Origin of the sequence: Saccharothrix sp. 6-C (assembly GCF_016695385.1) — a bacterium.
Taxonomy (GTDB): domain Bacteria; phylum Actinomycetota; class Actinomycetes; order Mycobacteriales; family Pseudonocardiaceae; genus Actinosynnema; species Actinosynnema texasense.
Genome location: NZ_CP064192.1, coordinates 8,759,139 through 8,774,080, shown reverse-complemented (window position 1 = coordinate 8,774,080; position 14,942 = coordinate 8,759,139). Strand labels below are relative to the sequence as shown.

Sequence of the window (14,942 nt, the reverse complement as noted above, 5' to 3'; positions counted from 1 at the left end):
CGTCCACGTCCTGAACGCTCACTTCGCCTGTTCCGAACGCAGGACACGCGCGTTCCGAACGTAGGACACGCGCGAGAGTCCTACGTTCACGCCGCGCGTGTCCTACGTTCGGAACAGGCGAGTCCTACGTTCAGAACAGGCGAGTTGAGCGTTCGGAACAGGTGAGTCGAGCGTTCGGGGCGGGGTCAGCAGCCGCAGGTCCGGAGCGCGGCGGCCATCTCGTCCAGCGCGCCGCGCACCAGGGAGTTGTTCTGCTCGGGGCTCGACGACATGAACGTGAACACCAGCAGCCGGCCGTCCACGTCCACCACCACGCCCGCGAGCGTGTTCACCGAGGTCAACGTGCCCGTCTTGGCCCGCACCCAGCCCCGGCCGCCCGCGCCCCACTGCTCGTAGCGGGTCGCCAGCGTGCCGCTGCCGCCCGCCACCGGCAGGGCCGTCAGCAGCGGCCGCAGCTCGGCAGTCTTCGGGTCGGCCGCGTCCGGTTTCGCCGCCGCCACGAGCACGTCCGCCAGCAGCTTCGCGGGCACCTTGTCGTTCGGCGACAGCCCGCTGCCGTCCACGACCGTCGACGTCGACAGGTCGAACCCGTGCTCGGTGAGCACCTGCCGCACCGCCTGCGCCGCCCCCGCGAACGAGGGCTCCAGCCCGCGCGCCTTGGCCACCTCGCGCGCCATCGTCTCGGCCAGCACGTTGTCCGAGATCTGCATCAGGTTCTCGACCAGCTGCTCGACCGTCGCGGACTTCACCTCGCCGAGCACCTCCGCGCCCGGCGACGCCACGACCGGCGTGGCCGACGACGGCACGCCCAGCCGCTGCGCCAACGCCAGGGCCGCCGCCGCCGCGGGCGTGGCCGTGCGCGGCGTGTCGTACTTGGACGGGTCGCCGCGCCCGCCGTCCAGCATCACCGGCTCGATCGGCGCCACGTACCCGTTCGGCACGTCGCTGGGGTCCCAGCCGGGCGCGGTGCCCGGCCCCACGTACCGCGACACGTCGTACTGCACCTGCGTCACCGGGCCGCCGGACGCGCGGACCTGCGCGGCCAGGTCGTCGACCGTGGGCGCGCCGGGGTACACCGTCGTCTCGCCGGCGGGCCGGGACGACAGCGTCGGGTCGCCGCCGCCCACCAGCACGACCACGCCCGGCTGCGCGCCGCGCACGACCTTCGTCGAGAACTGGGCCGAGTGGTCGAGGGCCAGCAGCGCCGCCGCCGCGGTCAGGACCTTGATCGTGGACGCGGGTGTCTGCGGCGTCGTCTCGCCCTGGTTCCACAGCGCCGCGCCGGTCGCCGGGTCCACCACGAGGCCCGCCAGCGGCGCCAGCAGCCCGTTCGCGGCCGGGCCGGCGAGCACCGCCCGCACGCCCGCCGCCGTGGCCTGCTTGCCGTCCGCGCCGACGCCCTTCACCGACAACGACACGGGCGCGGGCGGCAGCGGCGCGGCGGTCGTCGGCACGGGCGTGGCGTCGAACCACCCGCGCTGCGTGCCGACCACCGCCGTGCCGGCGAGGGCGATCACCACCAGCACGACCGCGGCGACCACGAACGGGCGCTTGCGCCGCCGCGTCGGAGGCGACGGCTCTTCACGTTCCGTGATCGGTTCAGGGACCGGTTCAGGTTCCGACTTGATCTCGGTCGGCGGCGCGGGCGGGGTCGGCGCGGCGGGCTTCGGCGGCACCCTCAGGGGTGTGGCCGGCACCGGCGCCGGTATCCGCATGGTGGGCGGGTCAGGCCGCCTGACCTGCACCGTCGGCGGCTCGCGGTCGACCTCGTCACCGTCGAAAGTCGGCCACGATGGCTCGTCGGGCACGCAGTCCTCCGCGGTCGAGTACGGGCAACGTCACACCCTCTGCCAGGGGTTGACGAGACGACGTAGTCCACACTAGTGGCGTAACGAACGGCGAAGACGAGCGAGGACCGCGCAGTGGAGTTCGACGTCACCATCGAGATCCCCAAGGGGGTCCGCAACAAGTACGAGATGGACCACAAGACGGGGCGCATCCGGCTGGACCGGACCCTGTTCACGGCCACTCAGTACCCGGCGGACTACGGGTTCGTGGACAACACGCTCGGCGAGGACGGCGACCCGCTCGACGCGCTCGTGATCGTCCAGGAGCCGACGTTCCCGGGTTGCCTGATCAAGTCGCGCGCGATCGGCATGTTCCGGATGACCGACGAGAAGGGCGGCGACGACAAGCTGCTCTGCGTCCCGGCGGAGGACCCGCGCTCCGAGCACCTGCGCGACATCCACCACCTGAACGAGTTCTACCGGCTGGAGATCCAGCACTTCTTCGAGGTCTACAAGGACCTGGAGCCGGGCAAGAGCGTCGAGGGCGCGACGTGGGTCGGTCGCACCGAGGCCGAGGCCGAGATCGTCCGCTCGTACCAGCGGCTGAAGGACGCCGTGGCGCGCGGCGAGGACCACTGAGCTGACCCGCGAGAGGCCCGCCCCCCTTCCGGGGAGCGGGCCTCTTCCGCTGTCCGGCTTCCGCCGGCCGGTGCGCCGAGCCGTCGGCGCGCCGCGATCGACGGGTCAGTGCATCGCGATGGGCGCGGGCTTCTCGCCCTCCGCGTTCTGGTCCTGCACCCGCTCCAGGCCGGACCGGTTGGACAGCGGGACCTCGCGCAGGAACCAGATGACCGCGAAGCCGATCGCCGTCACCACGCCGCCGACCAGGAACACCAGGTCGATCGACGAGGAGAAGCCGTCCAGGAACGGCCTGGCCAGCACCGGGTCGAGCTTGGTCAGGAACTCGGTGTTGTCCAGGTCGAAGCCCGAACCGCCGCCCTGCAGGCCGGCCGCGAACTCGCGGTTCTCCGGCCGGGCCAGCGCCGCCTGGAAGTCGGGCGTGCCGGCCGCCGCGCGCAGCGCGTTGCCGATCTTGTCGCCGACCGTGCTGAACAGGATCGACAGGAACACCGCGGTGCCGACCGTGCCGCCGATCTGGCGGAAGAACGTGGCCGACGAGGTCGCCACGCCCATGTCGCGCGGCTCGGCGTCGTTCTGGATGGCCACCAGCAGGGTCTGCATGCACAGGCCGAGACCGGCGCCCAGGAAGAACATCAGCGCCAGCGGCTGGTAGATCGGCGTGTCCGTGCCGACCGTGCTGAAGGCGAACAGCGCGACCGTCATCAGGCCGAACCCGATCACCGGGAACACCTTGTAGCGGCCGGTCTTCGCGGTGATGTTGCCGCTCGTGCCCGCCGCCATCATGATGCCGAACGTCAGCGGCAGCATCATCAGGCCGGACTCGGTGGCCGAGTAGCCCTTCACGATCTGCAGGTACAGCGGCAGCGAGACCATGCCGCCGAACATCCCGACGCCGAGCAGGAAGTTGATGACGTTGCCCAGCGCGAACGTCTGCCGCTTGAACAGCCGCAGCGGGAGCAGCGCCTCGTCGCCCATCCGCCTCTCCACGAGCACGAACCCGACCAGGCCGAGCACGCCGATGACGTACATGGCGATCGAGGTGCCCGACGCCCAACCCCAGCCGCGGCCCTGCTCGGCCACGATCAGCAACGGCACCAGGCCGGTGGTCAGCAGGCCCGCGCCGACGAAGTCGATCCGGTGGTTCACCCGCTGGTGCGGGATGTTGAGCACCTTGGCCACCACGACGAGCGCGACCAGCGCGATCGGCACGTTGATCAGGAACACCCAGCGCCAGCCGGCCGTGCCGAGGAACGTCTCCATGCCCGCGAACAGGCCGCCGACCACGGGGCCCGCCACGCTGGAGATGCCGAAGACCGCCATGAAGTAGCCGGTGTAGCGGCTGCGCTCACGCGGCGAGGTGATGTCCGCCAGGATCGCCATGGCCAGCGACATCAGACCGCCGGCGCCGAGGCCCTGCACCGCGCGGAACGCGGCCAGCTCGTACATCGAGTTGGCGATGCCGGACAGCAGCGAGCCCGCGAGGAACAGCGAGATCGCGGTCAGGTACATCGGCTTGCGGCCGTAGATGTCGGACAGCTTGCCGTACAGCGGCGTGGAGACCGTCGCGGTGATCAGGTAGGCGGTGGTCGCCCACGCCTGGAGCGTCTGGCCGTGCAGCTCGTCCGCGATGGTCTTCATGGCCGTGGCCACGATCATCTGGTCGAGCGCGGCCAGGAAGAGCCCGAGCAGCAGACCCGACAGGATCGTCAGGATCTGCCGGTGGGTGAGCAGGGCGGCGCCGGGTGGCGGCGCGTCCGCTCGGGTTGTCGTTTCCGACATCACTTCTCCCCTTCTGAGCGCGGCCCCAGTCCGCTCTCAGCGATGAAATCCGGTAGCGCCTTCTCGTAGTCCCCCACGAAGCGCTCGAAGTACTCGATGAACTGGGTCCACTGCTGTGGGGACCAGTCCGCGAACAGGCGGGCCAGCGCGACGTTGCGCTGCGTGCGGCGTTCGGCGAGCAGCTGCGCGCCCGCTTCGGTCACCGCCAGCACGCTCGCCCGGCCGTCCTCCGGGTCGGCCCGGCGTTCCACCAGGCCGTCCTTGACCAGCGTCGCCACCTGGCGGCTGACCGTGGACGGGTCGGAGAACACCGCCTCGGCCAGTGCGCTGGACCGCGACGGGCCCATCTGGTTGAGGTTGGCCAGCAGGACGAAGGACGCCTTGTCCAGGCCCGCCTTGCTCATGTGCGAGGCGACGCAGGCGTGCATCTTGTTCATCCGTACCAACGCCATGCCCATCCGGTCGGCCATGGCGAGCTCCTCGGCCCGCACTTCGTCACCTACCGGGGTCGCCATCACACACTCCGTTTGCTTGCATCAACCAACTAGTTGCTGGGTACAAGCATGCGCTCATCCGGGTGACATGGCAAACCGATTACCGGTGACGCCGGCCTCACGGTCGCCGGATTTAGCAGTTGACTCTGCGTGACCGACCGAGCATGCCAAGTGACGTGGGTAACACCCGGTCGTCGAGTTGACGATGAGGCGTGCATGGCAGGTAGACCCGCAGGCCCGGCGGATTCGGGCCCGTTAGCTTCCTGGCGCGCGCTCCCCCGCGAGCGCCGCTTCCTCATCACCGTCGGTGTCGTGTTGCTGCTCTTGTTCATCATCGGCATCGCGAACCTGGGAGGCGGAGAGGTCACCCCGCGTGCGCTTACCGCGGCGGAGACCACGACCACCCCCACCACCACTACGACCACCACGTCGTCGCGGACGACGACCACGACGACCACGCCTCCTCCCGTGAAGGTCGCGGAAGTGGTCGACGGGCGCACGATCACCCTGTCCGGCGGCGGGCGCGTGCTGCTGACCGGGCTCGCGCAGCCCGGCGAGTGCTGGTCCGCGGCCGCGGTGGACTTCCTGAGAACCGCGTTGGCGGGCAAGGACCTGCGGGTCGTCGGGGCGACCGTGCTGCTGCCCGACGGCGTCGACCTGGCCGTGCACGCGGTGAGCAGCGGCATGGCCCGTGCCGGGCAGGGCGCCTCCGCCGCCCTCCTCTCGGCCCAGGACGCGGCGAAGGCCGCCGGTCTCGGCCTGTGGGGCGCGCCCTGCGCCGGCGCGGACACCGTCGCGCCGCCGCCTCCGCCACCCCCGCCGCCCGCACCGGCGCCGACGTACGAGCCGCCGCCACCCGCGCCCCGGCCGGAACAGCCGGCGAGCGCGTACTACGCGAACTGCGACGCCGTCCGCGCCGCGGGCGCCGCGCCGCTCTACGCCGGCCAGCCCGGCTACCGGGCAGCCCTGGACCGCGACAAGGACGGCGTGGCCTGCGAGTAGGTTCGAGCGCCGTGAAGGTGGACCGGCTGGAGATCGACTACGACCCGCTGACCGTGGTGGACGCGGCCCGGTCGGCCCGGGAGCAGGGCTGCGACGGCTTCTGGGTGGCCGAGACCAGGCACGACCCGTTCCTGGCGCTGGGCCGCGTGGCCGGGCTGGTCGACGGCGTCGAGCTCGGCACGGCCATCGCGGTGGCGTTCGCGCGCAACCCGATGAGCACCGCGGTGCAGGCCAACGACCTGCAACTGCTGTCGGGCGGCCGGTTCCACCTCGGCCTCGGCTCGCAGGTGGAACCGCACGTCACCAAGAGGTTCGGCATGCCGTGGTCACGGCCCGCCGCGCGGATGCGCGAGTTCGTGCTGGCGCTGCGGGCCGTCTGGCACACCTGGGCCACCGGGGAGCGGCTGAAGTTCCGCGGCGAGTTCTACACGCACACGCTGATGACGCCGTTCTTCGACCCGGGCCCCAACCCGCACGGTCCGCCGAAGGTGTGGCTGGCGGGCGTCGGCGAGCTGATGACCGAGGTCGCGGGCGAGGTGGCGGACGGGTTCCTGTGCCACTCGTTCACCACCGAGCGGTACTTGCGGGAGGTGACGCTGCCCGCGCTGGCGCGCGGCCGGGCGAAGGCCGGGAAGCCGCTCGCGGGCCTGGGGATCAGCGGGCCGTCGCTGGTGGCGTGCGACGAGGAAGGGGTGGCGGAGGTGCGGCGGCAGATCGCGTTCTACGGCTCGACGCCCGCCTACCGCAAGGTGTTGGACCTGCACGGCTGGGGCGACCTGCACGAGGAGCTGCACCAGCTGTCCCGGCGGCGGCGGTGGGACGACATGGCCGCCGCGGTCACCGACGAGGTACTGGCCGCCTTCGCCGTCGTGGGCACGCCCGCGGCGGCGAAGGCCGAGCTGACCCGCCGCTACGGCGACGTGATCACCCGGATCGCGGCGCCGGTCGTCAGGACCGGATGAGGTGCCGTCCGCTCGGCTCGTCCAGCATCACCCAGTGCCGGAACAGCTCGGCCCGGACCCGCGCCGCGGTCCGCCTCCGGACCCAGCGCCGGCGCCCGACGCGCGCCGCGAGCACGGCCAGCGGCAGGGCCAGCACCGTCAGCACGACCATCGTGACCATCGCCATCACCTCCACGGTGGCAACGACACGGTGACCCACCCCTGACGCCAATGGTGAAAAGGTCACCCCGATGGAGCAACGCCACGGACGAGAACGCGTCCGGGCGGTAACCGTCCTGCGGGCGCCACCCGGGTGGCCGCGCCCGAGGACCGCAGCCGCTCAACTGCCCCGGTAGCACCTGCGCACCTCGGGGACCGGGCCGGCGGATCGGACCACCTCGAACCTCACCAGGCCGCCGTTCGCGTGCTCCGGCGGCATCTCCAACAGCGTCACCTTCACCCACGCACCGGGTGAGGCAGCGGACCCGAGCGCGAGCACCGTGGATTCCCCCGCCCGCAGGGTGTCCTGGCACCCGACGTCGCCGAAGCCGATCTGCACGCTGACGAAGTTCGGCGCGTGGTACACGTTCGACACGCCGACCAGCACGGATCTGTCGGTCGTCCGGGCGCTGCCCAACGGGCTGACGAGCAGTTCCTCGACGACCGGGCTGGGCGGCGGAGACGAGGTCGTGGAGTGGGTCGTGGTCATGGTGGTGGTAGTCGTGACATCGGTTCCGGGCGTCACCAGCGGGCCGCGCACCCCTTCCGACGAAGGGGTGGTCACGGCTTCCTCGCCGAAGAACTCCTCACGGACGTCCTTCTGCAGGCCGAAGACGCCGCCGATGACGGCGAGGGCGGCGAGGAGACTCCCGAAGGCCGTCCAAACCTTCTTGAACGGCTTGTCGGCACCGGCCGTCGACGAATCAGGTGCGGCTCGGTCTGCCGCCGTGACGCCAGGCAGCTTCTCCGGCAGGGCCCACTCGTCGGCCGCGGTCGAGTCGACGTCCGACACCTGCCACGTGATGAGCCCGGCGCTCCCGCGCGTGATCCTCATGCGCAGCAGGCCGGCACTCCTGAGCGCCCCGGCGGACGCCTTGGCGGCGGCCGGGTCGAGCCCGGCGCGCTCGGCGATCTCGGCACCGGACAGCGCGTCGGTCCCACCCGCCCGCAACTCCACGATCGCCGCGAGGACGACCCTGTCCCGCTCGGCTAATCGCGACGGATCGACTCGCATGATCCACCCTCCGCAGTACCACGGCGGGGTGCGGGACCACCCCGGGCAAGCAGTCAGGCCCGGTCCGATGACACCGGACCGGGCCTGATCTGCATCCCACCGAGCCGCCTATCGGAATCGAACCGATGACCTGCTCATTACGAGTGAGCCGCTCTGGCCGACTGAGCTAAGGCGGCGAGACGCGACAACTATAGCCGACCTCCCCGCCGTCACCGAACCGGGGGATGGTCGTTAGAGCAACAAGTGACGTCGCTCACGCGGGCGCCGCACGATGACCGCCGCTGTCCTGGAGGTCCGACCAGATGCGCCTGATGGCCCTGCCCGCCGCCGTCGTGCTGGTCACGCTCTGCGCCGCCCCCGCCCTCGCCCAGCCGGTGACGACGCCGGTGCCCGGTCCGCGCGACCCGGGCCAGCCGCCGGTGTCCGCCGGACCGGCGCCCCGGACGCACGCGGTCGGCGACGCGGGCACCGGACTGGCCGTGGTCAGGCTCGCGCCCGGCTCGACGCCGACGAACACGATCCTGCCGGGCTTCGGCGAGCAGCTCCCCGCGCAGTCGGCGGCCGAGATCGGCGTCGGGCTCGCCTCCGCGCAGGCCAACACCGAGGCGTTCCTGTCCTACGAGCGGTCGGTGGCGCAGGCGTCACCGCTCGGCTTCGCGATCGGCGGTCGGGCGCCGCAGACGCCGGGCACGCTGGTGCAGACCGCCTCGCCGGACAACGCCGCGCCCGTCACCGGCGGCCTCACGCCGCCCGCCACCCCGCTGGACGCGCTGCTCAAGGTCGGCCTGCTCGACGGCAGCGTGCACGCCCGCTGGCACGACGAGCTGGGCCCGTGCGTGCGGCCCCTCGCCGACGCCAAGACCTCCGTCGCGTCCCTGAGCGTCCTCAACGCCATCCCGACCCTGCCCGGCACGCCCGACCTCACCGGCCTGCTCACCGGGGACGCGCCGAAGCTCGACGCCGCCGCCCGGCAGGCCCTGATCGACGGCGTCAAGCAGCTCGCCGCGCCGCTGAGCCGGCTCGGCGGCCTGCTCTCCGGCACACCCGACACCGGCGCGGAGGGCTCGCTGCTCAGCCTCCCCGACACGCTCAGCGCCCACTCCACCGTGGAGCTGGTCGACCTGCCCGGCAGCCCGAACAAGGCCGTGCGGTCGACGTCCACGCTCCAGGCCGCGAGCGTGCGCCTCCTGGCCGGCACGCCGGCGGAGATCCGCGTCGACGTGGTCGGCCGGCCGACGCTGGTCGCGCTGTCCACCGGCGACCGGGCCACCTCGGGCATCACCTACACCGCGCCCGTGCTGCGGGTCAGCCAGGGCGGCAGGGAGCTGGGCACGCTCGACGCGGCCCACCCGAAGCTGGACGTCCCGATCGGTGTCACGCCGGGGCAGCGGCTGCCGCTGGTCGGCGCGCTGGCCGAGGGCCTGCCGAGGCTCGACATCGGTGTGCTGCGGTTGCAGATCGCCCAGCTCAACCAGAAGGACGTGGTGATCGACGGCCCGTTGCAGCAGGGCGGTCCCGCCATCACGGGTTTCATGCTCGGGGCCACCGCGCGCCTGCTCGACCTCCAGCTGCTGCCGACCGACGCCCTCGGTCTGCCGAACCTGCCGTCGGCGCTGGCACAGGTGTCCCTGGGTGAGCAGGTCGTGCGCGCGGCGGCCCCGAACGGCGGCGTGGTCTGCGCTCCGGCGCAGGCGCCTCCGGGTGGCGGCGGGCAGGCCGCGCCGCCGAAGAAGGGCGAGCCGCTCGCCTACACGAACGCGGCGTACCGGACGGTCCCGATCTTCTGGACGGGCACCGCCCTGCTGCTGGTCGGCGTCGTCCTGGTGGCCGCCCTGCCGACCCGCCGCCCCCGCACCCGCGCCCGCCCGGTGACGGACGGCGGCACGCCGGCGTCGTAGCGCCTCACCCCGCGCTCACGGCATCGGCTCCCCGGCCGCCGGGCCCGGGTCGGGGACGACGCCGGATCGCACCACCGTCAGCCTCGGCACCACCTGCGCGTCGACGCCCTCCAACGCCAGGTGGGCCATCCGGTACGCCGAGCGCGCGCCGTCGAGCAGCTTGCCCCGGTCGACCTCGTGCCGCTTCACCTCGGGCGTGCCGGGCAGCGGCGCGAGGTCGAGCACCGCCGGCGACGCGTCCGGGGACTGCCGGCTCCGCGCCAGGTACGGCCGGTCCTCGGCCAGGTACTGCACCATCGAGGCGGTGAACCCGGAGCCGAGGCCCGGCCGCATCCGCTCCAGGTGGCGCGCGGCCAGCCGGTCGACCACCGACACCCCGGTCCTCGGCGGCGCGATCGGCCTGGTGCTCAACGACAGCACGTGCGTGCAGCGGTCCTCGACGGCGGCCCGGAAGGGGTGGAACCGCAGCACGCCGCCGTCGATGGCGCGGTGTCCCCGGAACGTGGTCGTGCCCTTGATCGCCAGCGGCAACCAGGTGCTCGCCCGCAGCGCCTCCCGCACGTCGTCCGGTGTGGAGAAATCGCTGACGTCGAGCGTCTTGAGCGCGTCGACGTCGGTCACCATCACGTGCAGCCGCTGGGCGGCGGCGATGATCGCCGCGTAGTCCAGCGGTTTGCGGCGGACGAGCACTTCCTCGAACACGTACGCGAGGTTCATCGGCCCTTCGCGCCGCAGCACCCGGCGGAAGTCGAGGAAAGCCGGATCGGTGAGGTCGTCGAAGTAGATGGACAGCGGGAACCAGGTGCGCCTGGCGATGAAGTACGCGCCGTTGACCGCGCCGGACGAGCACGCGTAGACGTCGTCGAACGCGTCGGCGAACCCGAGGTCCTCCACCGCGGTGAGCATCGCGCCGGAGACGACGCCGCGCAGACCACCGCCCTCGATGGCCAGCCCGACCTTGAGACCGTCGTCCCGCGCGCCGGGTTTGCTGCCCGCGGCGCGGCGGGCGCGCAGCACCTCCAGGACGGGGTGCGCGGGCGACCACGGCAGCCCGGCGTCCGAGTGCGCCGGCGACGCGATCGGGCGCGAGCCCGACAGCGGCGGCCGGTGGCGGCGTCGGCCGTTGTTCCAGGACATGCGGCGACGACCTCTCCCGAGAGCGCGGCTGTGCGATCAACGGTAGTGGCCGGTGACCGACTCCGGTTCGAGTCTGATCTTCATCACCCGAACGTATGAATCCGGCGATTCGCCGACCACATGCCACCGTTGCCGCCCGCCCACGACCCCGCGGATCTGCCGTCGTCTTCCCCGGCGGACGGTCCGGTCAGCCCCGCTGGAGGGTGGTGAGCATGGCCTCGATGGCGATCCGCGGCTTCACGTTCAGCTCCAGCGCGGTCCGGCAGCTCAGCACGGCCTCGAGCCGGCGCAACGTCGACTCCGGCGTCCACTCCGCCGCCGCCGCGCGCGCGTCCTCGGCCCGGTCCGGGTGGTTGAGCACGGCGGCCGCGCCCGTCGAGGTCACCAGCACGTCCCGGTAGAACGCGGCCAGGTCGACCAGCGCCTGGTCCAGCGAGTCGCGCTGGGTCCGGGTGGCCCGCGACTTCTGCCGCTTCTCCAGGTCCTTCAGCGCGCCCTTGGCCCCCCGGGTCGCGGCGGCCGTGCCCTTGCCCGTGCCGCCGGCGCCCATGGCGGTCTCCAGCGCCTCGCGCTCGGCCACGTCCCGGCCCTCGTTCGCGGTCTGCGCGTCGCCCTCGGCGGCCGAGACGAGCTGGTCGGCGCACGTGAAGACGTCCGCGGGCCGCCGCAACGCGGTCGGGATCCGCAGCACCGCCTCGCGCCGGGCCCGCGACTGCTCGTCGGTGGCCAACCGCCGCGCCCGGCCCACGTGCCCGCCGCACACCGAGGCCGCCCACGACGCCACCTCCGGCGCCACGCCCTCGTGCTCCAGCGCCGACGCGATGGCCGCGACGCGCGGGGTCGCCAACGAGACGATCCGGCACCGCGACCGGATGGTCACCGACACGTCCTCGGGGTGGTCCGACGGCGCGCACAGCAGGAACACGGTCCGGGCCGGGGGTTCCTCCACCGCCTTGAGCAGCGCGTTCGCCGCGCCCTCGGTGAGCCGGTCGGCGTCGGCGATGATCACCACCTGCCACCGCCCGGACGTCGGCCGCCGGGCCGACACCTGCACCAGCGACCGCATCTCGGCCACCGAGATCGACAGGCCCTCGGGCGCGACGACCCGCACGTCGGCGTGCGTGCCGGCCAACGTGGTGTGGCACCCGGCGCACTCGCCGCAGCCCGGCCGGTCGTCCACGGCACCGCACTGCAACGCGGCGGCGAACGCCCTGGCCGCGACCGAGCGCCCCGAGCCGGGCGGCCCGGTGAACAGCCACGCGTGCGTCATCGCGCCCGGGGCCGGCGTGCCGCCCGCCACGATCGACGCGGCCGCTTCCGCCGCCGCCGACAGCACCTCGACCGCCTCCGGCTGGCCGACGACGTCGCCCCACACACCACGGTTCACGCGGCGACCGTACCGATCCGTCAGGGCGTCTCCGCCACCGGCTTGACCGGCATCCTGGTCCGCCGCGCCAGCAGCGGCAGCACGGCGGTCCGCACCCGGTGGGCCACCTCGTCCTCGGTGCCGTCGGCGTCGACCACGACGTACCGCTCCGGGTCGGCCGAGGCCATGTCGGTCAGCAGCTTCTGCACCCGCCAGTGGTGCTCGACGGTGTCCAGCGTGCCGCCGGAGGCCCGGACCTGCGACGGCGTCCGGTCCAGCAGCACGGTCATGTCCGGCCGCAGCCTGCCGGTGGCCCAGTCGACCAGGCCCTCCACCTCGCGCGGCTCCACGCTGCCCGCCGCGCTGAAGTGCGCCAACGGGCTGTCGACGTACCGCTCCATGACGACCAGCGCGCCGTTGTCCAGCGCGGGCCGCACCTCGCGCTCCACCACGTCGGCCCGCACGGCGGCGGCCACCAGGGCGTGCGCGCGCACCCCGGCCAGGTCGGCGGTGGACAGCAGGTTGCGCAACCGCTGCTCGTCCAGGTCCGGGTCGGAGGCCAGCACGACCTCGCGGCCGGTCTCGCGCAACGCCTCGGCCAGCCTCCTGGCCTGCACGGACGTGTCCTGGCGGGTGTCGCCCTCGACCGCGATCAGCACGCCGCCGGTGCGCCGCGCCCGTCCCCGCAGCGCCGCGAGCAGGTCCGACAGGAACGGCTCGGAGCGCCGGTTGTCCATCTGGCGGTAGGCGATCAGCCCGAGCAGGGCGGCGATCACGCCCGCGCCGAACAGCACCGGCCGCGTCCCGTCCACCACCATCGGGTGACCGAAGACCGTGACCGTGCGCTTCTGCACCAGCGTGACCAGCAGCGGAGCGGCGGCCGACGCGGCGAACAGCACCACCTTGAGCAACGACTGGAGCAGCGCCACGGTCCGGCCGCGCATCGCGTCCTCGACCTGCGAGCCGACGATGGTCAGACCGGTGAGGAACGCCATGCCCGCCGACGCGCCGACGCACGCCACCGCGATCAGCGCCACCCACAGGTGCGGCGCGAACGCCACGAACAGCAGGCTCACGCCCGCGACCAGGATCGTCACGCCGAACAGCCGGTCGTAGGGCAGCCGGCGGGCCATCCGGGGCGCGGTCGCCATGCCCAGCGCCAGGCCGGCGAACACGGCCACGAACAGCAGGCCGAACGCGGAGTCGCCGCCCAGCAGCGACAGGGAGTACGGGGTGGCGGTGCCGATCACCGCGCCGGCCGCGGCGAACGCGCCGATCATGCCGATGACCAGGCCGCGGACCAGCGGCGTGCGGGCCGCGTACCTCATGCCGTCGCGCAGCATGGCGAAGAAGCCGGGCGCCTCGCCGTTCTCGCGGGTCCGCTTGACCGCGGCGATCCGGCCGGACAGCTCCGGGATGCGGGTCGCCACGATGATGGCCGAGGTGACGTACAGCGCGCCGTTGACCATGACCGCGATGGTCGCGATGCGGAACTCGAGGTCGCTGTTCTGCAGGCCGAGGTAGCCGGGGATGCCGGAGATGATCGAGTACAGGCCCGCGCCGGAGATGACCGAGATGCCGTAGGTCATCACCAGGCCGAGCTGGTTGGCCGTTTCCACCTGATCGGGCCGGCGCAGCAGGTTCGGCACGGCCGAGTCCTTGGCCGGGATCCACAGCATCGCGCAGCAGCCGACCAGGAAGTTCGCGATGAACAGCCACCACGCCGTGCCGACCAGCGCGATGGAGATGAACAGGCCGCCGCGCAGCAGGTCGCAGACCACCATGATCTTGCGGCGGTCGAACCGGTCCGCGAGCACGCCGCCGAGCGGCGCGAACAGGATGCCGGGCAGCAGCTGGGTCAGCACGACCAGGCTGAGCGAGAAGCTCTGCCACTGGTAGCTGTCCATCATCTTGGTGACCAGGCCCGTCAGGGCCAACAATGACAACCAGTCACCGACACTGCACAGATAGGTGACGCCCCAGAGCCTGCGGAACGGCCGGATCGCCAACACGCTGCGAATCCGGTGGCTGGTCGAGGCCGCTGTGCCGCCGTCTTGGATGGTGCTCACCCCCCGCCGATGGTGCAGGCAGTAAGGGTAGCCGGACCGATTCACCCGTCTGACCACATCCGCCGTTCGGGTGACCTGAGTGAGTTCAGCGCACCAGGTCGACCACGGCTTCGATGATCTCACGCACCACGTTGAACAGCAGCCCGCTGAGCGCCGCCAGCAGGACCAGGCAGCCGATCAGGCCGCCCTTGCCCTTCTTCGGCACCGGCTCGGCGACCGCGTGCCCCGGCTCGCGCCGGGCCGGTCCGGCCTGCGGCGGGGACGCCGTGCCCGGCTGCCGACGTGCCAGTCCGGGGTGCGGCACGTGCGCCGCGGGCTCGCCCGTCACCTGCCGCGCCGCAGCGCGCACGGGCTCGCGGGAGGACGCGCGCCGGGTCTGCGGGACGTACGCCGGTCCGGGCCGCGGCGCGGGCACCGGCGGCGGCGGCGCGATCGGCGGCACGGCCTTCGTCACGAACCGCTCGCCCGTGACCAGGCCGGCGAGGGCGTCCGGGAACACCGGAGGGGGCGGTGGGGGCTGCGTTCCGTCGGGCGCGAACCGGCCCGCGCCGGACCGACCCGCGCCGGAACGACCTTCGCCTAAGCCGTCCACC

At 72.8% G+C, this 14,942-nt stretch carries 13 protein-coding genes and 1 tRNA gene; 4 read left to right on the top strand and 10 right to left on the bottom strand.

What is annotated here, in order from left to right; genetic code table 11:
* Positions 1–185: 185 nt before the first annotated feature.
* Positions 186–1,808 carry a D-alanyl-D-alanine carboxypeptidase/D-alanyl-D-alanine endopeptidase gene (dacB, locus tag IOD16_RS38490; protein ID WP_201438232.1) on the bottom strand — a complete coding sequence of 541 codons (1,623 nt, stop codon included), beginning with the start codon at positions 1,806–1,808 and terminating at the stop codon, positions 186–188.
* A gap of 114 nt (positions 1,809–1,922) precedes the next feature.
* Here dacB and IOD16_RS38485 point away from each other — a divergent pair, with 114 nt between their 5' ends.
* Positions 1,923–2,426, top strand: a complete 504-nt coding sequence (locus tag IOD16_RS38485) for an inorganic diphosphatase (protein ID WP_201438231.1) — start codon at positions 1,923–1,925, stop codon at positions 2,424–2,426.
* A gap of 105 nt (positions 2,427–2,531) precedes the next feature.
* On the opposite strand, the gene IOD16_RS38480 is transcribed toward IOD16_RS38485, so the two are convergent.
* Complete coding sequence (locus tag IOD16_RS38480; RefSeq protein WP_201438230.1) at positions 2,532–4,208, bottom strand: MDR family MFS transporter; 1,677 nt, start codon at positions 4,206–4,208, stop codon at positions 2,532–2,534.
* Entirely contained in the window at positions 4,208–4,723 is a 516-nt protein-coding gene (locus IOD16_RS38475) for a MarR family winged helix-turn-helix transcriptional regulator (protein ID WP_123744508.1), read from the bottom strand. The genes IOD16_RS38480 and IOD16_RS38475 overlap by 1 nt, the downstream gene beginning before the upstream one ends.
* Positions 4,724–5,014: 291 nt before the next feature.
* Between IOD16_RS38475 and IOD16_RS38470 the strand changes: the two genes are divergently transcribed.
* A complete protein-coding gene (locus IOD16_RS38470; protein ID WP_236594623.1) occupies positions 5,015–5,704 on the top strand; it encodes a thermonuclease family protein in 690 nt (229 codons plus the stop codon).
* A gap of 11 nt (positions 5,705–5,715) precedes the next feature.
* A complete protein-coding gene (locus tag IOD16_RS38465; protein WP_236594622.1) occupies positions 5,716–6,666 on the top strand; it encodes a TIGR03617 family F420-dependent LLM class oxidoreductase in 951 nt (316 codons plus the stop codon).
* Here IOD16_RS38465 and IOD16_RS38460 read toward each other — a convergent pair.
* The 3 genes from IOD16_RS38460 to IOD16_RS38450 all read right to left on the bottom strand — a co-directional run bounded on the left by IOD16_RS38460 (position 6,653) and on the right by IOD16_RS38450 (position 8,055).
* Positions 6,653–6,832 (bottom strand): hypothetical protein, encoded by a 180-nt coding sequence (locus tag IOD16_RS38460; protein WP_148088852.1) that lies wholly within the window; start codon positions 6,830–6,832, stop codon positions 6,653–6,655. The genes IOD16_RS38465 and IOD16_RS38460 overlap by 14 nt on opposite strands.
* Before the next feature lie 153 nt (positions 6,833–6,985).
* Positions 6,986–7,879 (bottom strand): hypothetical protein, encoded by an 894-nt coding sequence (locus IOD16_RS38455; RefSeq protein ID WP_201438228.1) that lies wholly within the window; start codon positions 7,877–7,879, stop codon positions 6,986–6,988.
* Positions 7,880–7,981: 102 nt separating this feature from the next.
* A tRNA-Thr gene (locus IOD16_RS38450) sits at positions 7,982–8,055 on the bottom strand.
* 126 nt (positions 8,056–8,181) lie between these two features.
* Between IOD16_RS38450 and IOD16_RS38445 the strand changes: the two genes are divergently transcribed.
* Positions 8,182–9,777, top strand: a complete 1,596-nt coding sequence (locus tag IOD16_RS38445; protein WP_201438227.1) for a hypothetical protein — start codon at positions 8,182–8,184, stop codon at positions 9,775–9,777.
* Between the two features lie 15 nt (positions 9,778–9,792).
* On the opposite strand, the gene IOD16_RS38440 is transcribed toward IOD16_RS38445, so the two are convergent.
* The 4 genes from IOD16_RS38440 to IOD16_RS38425 all read right to left on the bottom strand — a co-directional run bounded on the left by IOD16_RS38440 (position 9,793) and on the right by IOD16_RS38425 (position 14,941).
* Entirely contained in the window at positions 9,793–10,914 is a 1,122-nt protein-coding gene (locus IOD16_RS38440) for a patatin-like phospholipase family protein (protein WP_201438226.1), read from the bottom strand.
* Positions 10,915–11,101: 187 nt separating this feature from the next.
* Positions 11,102–12,301 (bottom strand): DNA polymerase III subunit delta', encoded by a 1,200-nt coding sequence (locus IOD16_RS38435; RefSeq protein WP_201438225.1) that lies wholly within the window; start codon positions 12,299–12,301, stop codon positions 11,102–11,104.
* 20 nt (positions 12,302–12,321) lie between these two features.
* Complete coding sequence (locus IOD16_RS38430) at positions 12,322–14,349, bottom strand: bifunctional MFS transporter/dTMP kinase (RefSeq protein ID WP_236594621.1); 2,028 nt, start codon at positions 14,347–14,349, stop codon at positions 12,322–12,324.
* An 85-nt stretch (positions 14,350–14,434) separates the two neighbouring features.
* Complete coding sequence (locus tag IOD16_RS38425; protein WP_201438224.1) at positions 14,435–14,941, bottom strand: hypothetical protein; 507 nt, start codon at positions 14,939–14,941, stop codon at positions 14,435–14,437.
* Position 14,942 lies beyond the last annotated feature (1 nt).

Excerpts from the sequence above, each read along its gene's own strand:
- IOD16_RS38460 (WP_148088852.1), bottom strand. The coding sequence starts at position 6,832 with ATGGCGATGGTCACGATGGTCGTGCTGACGGTGCTGGCCCTGCCGCTG.
- IOD16_RS38480 (WP_201438230.1), bottom strand. The coding sequence starts at position 4,208 with ATGTCGGAAACGACAACCCGAGCGGACGCGCCGCCACCCGGCGCCGCC.
- IOD16_RS38455 (WP_201438228.1), bottom strand. The coding sequence starts at position 7,879 with ATGCGAGTCGATCCGTCGCGATTAGCCGAGCGGGACAGGGTCGTCCTC.
- IOD16_RS38440 (WP_201438226.1), bottom strand. The coding sequence starts at position 10,914 with ATGTCCTGGAACAACGGCCGACGCCGCCACCGGCCGCCGCTGTCGGGC.
- IOD16_RS38445 (WP_201438227.1), top strand. The coding sequence starts at position 8,182 with ATGCGCCTGATGGCCCTGCCCGCCGCCGTCGTGCTGGTCACGCTCTGC.
- IOD16_RS38475 (WP_123744508.1), bottom strand. The coding sequence starts at position 4,723 with ATGGCGACCCCGGTAGGTGACGAAGTGCGGGCCGAGGAGCTCGCCATG.